This window comes from Leptolyngbya sp. FACHB-36 (genome assembly GCF_014695955.1).
GTDB lineage: Bacteria > Cyanobacteriota > Cyanobacteriia > Leptolyngbyales > Leptolyngbyaceae > FACHB-36.
Genome location: NZ_JACJPG010000181.1, coordinates 1 through 2,241, shown reverse-complemented (window position 1 = coordinate 2,241; position 2,241 = coordinate 1). Strand labels below are relative to the sequence as shown.

Below are 2,241 nucleotides of genomic sequence, written 5' to 3'. Positions count from 1 at the left end.
ACCTCATCGAACTCGAACAGATTCCCTTTGCTGTGCCAACCCAGCACGTTCGAGGCGGTTTGTCCCCGATCGCTCTGCTTCAATCGATAAATCAGCGTCAGCAGTCGCTGATTCAGCGCTTCATAGTCATGAAGATTGAACACAAACAGCGCTGTAGGAAACAGCGTGTGTGATGAAGCGGTCCAGCGATCGGGGTTAGTCATGGCTCTCAGGTCGGCTCGTTCTCAAGCCGAGTGATATCATCCTCACCCAAGTACTCCCCGTTCTGAACCTCGATCATCACGAGCGGAATCACACCCGGATTCTCTACCCGATGGGGCGTACACATTGGCACATACGTAGACTGCTTTTGGAATAACACCGTTTCTTTGCCATCGCAGATCACCCTAGCAGTGCCAGAAACGACGATCCAGTGCTCACTGCGGTGGTAGTGCATCTGGGTGCTAATGTGCTGTCCGGGAGACAGATCAATCCGGTTAATCCGGTAGTGTTTACCGTCTTCCAGCAGCGTCACAGTTCCCCAGGGCCGCACCCGCACCGTGCCTGGATGCAGCGATTGCAAATGCAGCGAGTTGTGCTCAGTTACGTGGTTGCCCATAAGCGTTTGCCGTCTGAGTGTTTACCCTTCCATCATGCAGGATCTTTTTTAGGTGTCCTCAAAATTGGTTCACTTCACAGCTGATCTGATCCGCTAGAACCGTTTGGTCGCGTCGTAGGACGAAAGCTAGCAATTAACAAACAGACAATGCCGACGTTAATAAATGTGTCAGCCAGATTGAACACGGGGAAGCGAATCAGCCGAATATCCAGAAAATCCACGACGTAGCCCCACACGAAGCGATCAATGCCATTTCCAGCGGCTCCTGACAAAATGAATCCAAAACCTGCCTGTTCCCAGCGCTCCCACTTAGCGTTAGACCATGCCCACGCCATCAGCGCAATGCTGACCCCCAGCGACAGCCAGCGCAGCCAAGTGACCCCTTCTGGAAACACGCTGAACGCGGCTCCTTTATTTAACGCATAGGTGAAGTGAAACACGCCAGGAATCACCTGTAGCAGCGTTTGACTGACTCTATCCAGTTCCGCTTGCGATGCGCTAGCGGGCGGCAAGGGTAGCGAAAAGGCATACAGAATCATGAACTTGCTGAGGCGATCGACCACCAGACCAACCAAGGCAGTGATCCAGAAGACGCGATTTTTTTTGAACATGGAGGAGCGAAAGTGAGAATTCGCGCGGTAGCGTGTTTCAGCAGTCTATCGTGACTCTAGCCTAAATGCCTGCCTTGAAAACGACTTCCCAGGGCAAACGCCTCTTCTGTTACTGCAATCCCAGTAGGATGACACTCATCAATCTCCAAAACGCTTACAAACACGCTTTGCGGGCATCGCCCATCCTACGATTTGTGGTCTACTCATTTGATTGCTTGCTGTTAGATGCGGCGCTCTGAAAGCGAGCAATTGCTACCTGAAGCAACTGCTGTTGGCAAGTAGTCATCAAACTCCTCAATTCTGCAACCCTCTCATGCCTTAAAACGAGAACACCATCCGCACGAGCCATTGCCAGATGGTGCCATTGGAGCGATCGTTATTGGGATTTCTCACTACCAAAATCGCAGGCGTAAAGCTGATGTTGTCGTTAAGCAGAAAGGTGAAGAAGCCCTCGAAGTTTGTTTGATTTGCGGTGCCAAAGTCGTCCTCAACGAACGGTTGCCCCACCGCAACGCCTGCTGTGGAGCCAGGAATCACTAAATTTCGCACGGTTGCGCCAACTGCCCACGTCCAAGGACTCAGATCCAATCGGCGATTCAGCACTGAATTGGTTCCCTCGTAGCTGCCAAACGCCACGCGTCCAAACACGCCCACATAGCGGGTGATCGCCCACTCCGCATTAAAACCGATCGCCGAGATATCCGTGTTGTTTACAGTGGCTGTGGTGTACTGCAATCGCGCTGTCAAAGCTCTGCTGAAGTCGTACTGGACCTCTAGACTGCCTTGGTTGCGATCGCCAAACAGCCCGCCCTCTGTAAGAAGGTCCGCAGTAGGGCGATCGGCATCCGCAGCAACGTACAGCGCCCGCACCGTTAGCGGCAAGGTCGGGACGGACCAAACCACAGCGGCTCCGGCTCCTCCAGGACGATCGATTGCGTTTTGCACAATCAGCGGATTGTTCATGAAGAAGCTAGAGGAGTAGTTTTCCGTAGACTCATTGGCAAAGCGGTTGTAGTCGATAAAATCTCTTGG

General features: G+C 52.6%; 3 protein-coding genes and 1 pseudogene. All 4 read right to left on the bottom strand.

Features of this window, described 5'->3' with window-relative positions; genetic code table 11:
- Window positions 1-203 (bottom strand): annotated as a pseudogene (locus tag H6F43_RS02930) (hypothetical protein); the annotation flags it as partial.
- A 5-nt stretch (window positions 204-208) separates the two neighbouring features.
- Complete coding sequence (locus H6F43_RS02925; protein ID WP_190340506.1) at window positions 209-598, bottom strand: phosphomannose isomerase type II C-terminal cupin domain; 390 nt, start codon at window positions 596-598, stop codon at window positions 209-211.
- A 74-nt stretch (window positions 599-672) separates the two neighbouring features.
- The gene (lspA, locus tag H6F43_RS02920) at window positions 673-1,209 is read right to left on the bottom strand and encodes a signal peptidase II (RefSeq protein ID WP_190340505.1); all 537 of its coding nucleotides are present in this window, start codon (window positions 1,207-1,209) and stop codon (window positions 673-675) included.
- Window positions 1,210-1,527: 318 nt separating this feature from the next.
- On the bottom strand, window positions 1,528-2,241 hold a 714-nt coding region (locus H6F43_RS02915; protein WP_190340504.1), incomplete at its 5' end, for a carbohydrate porin.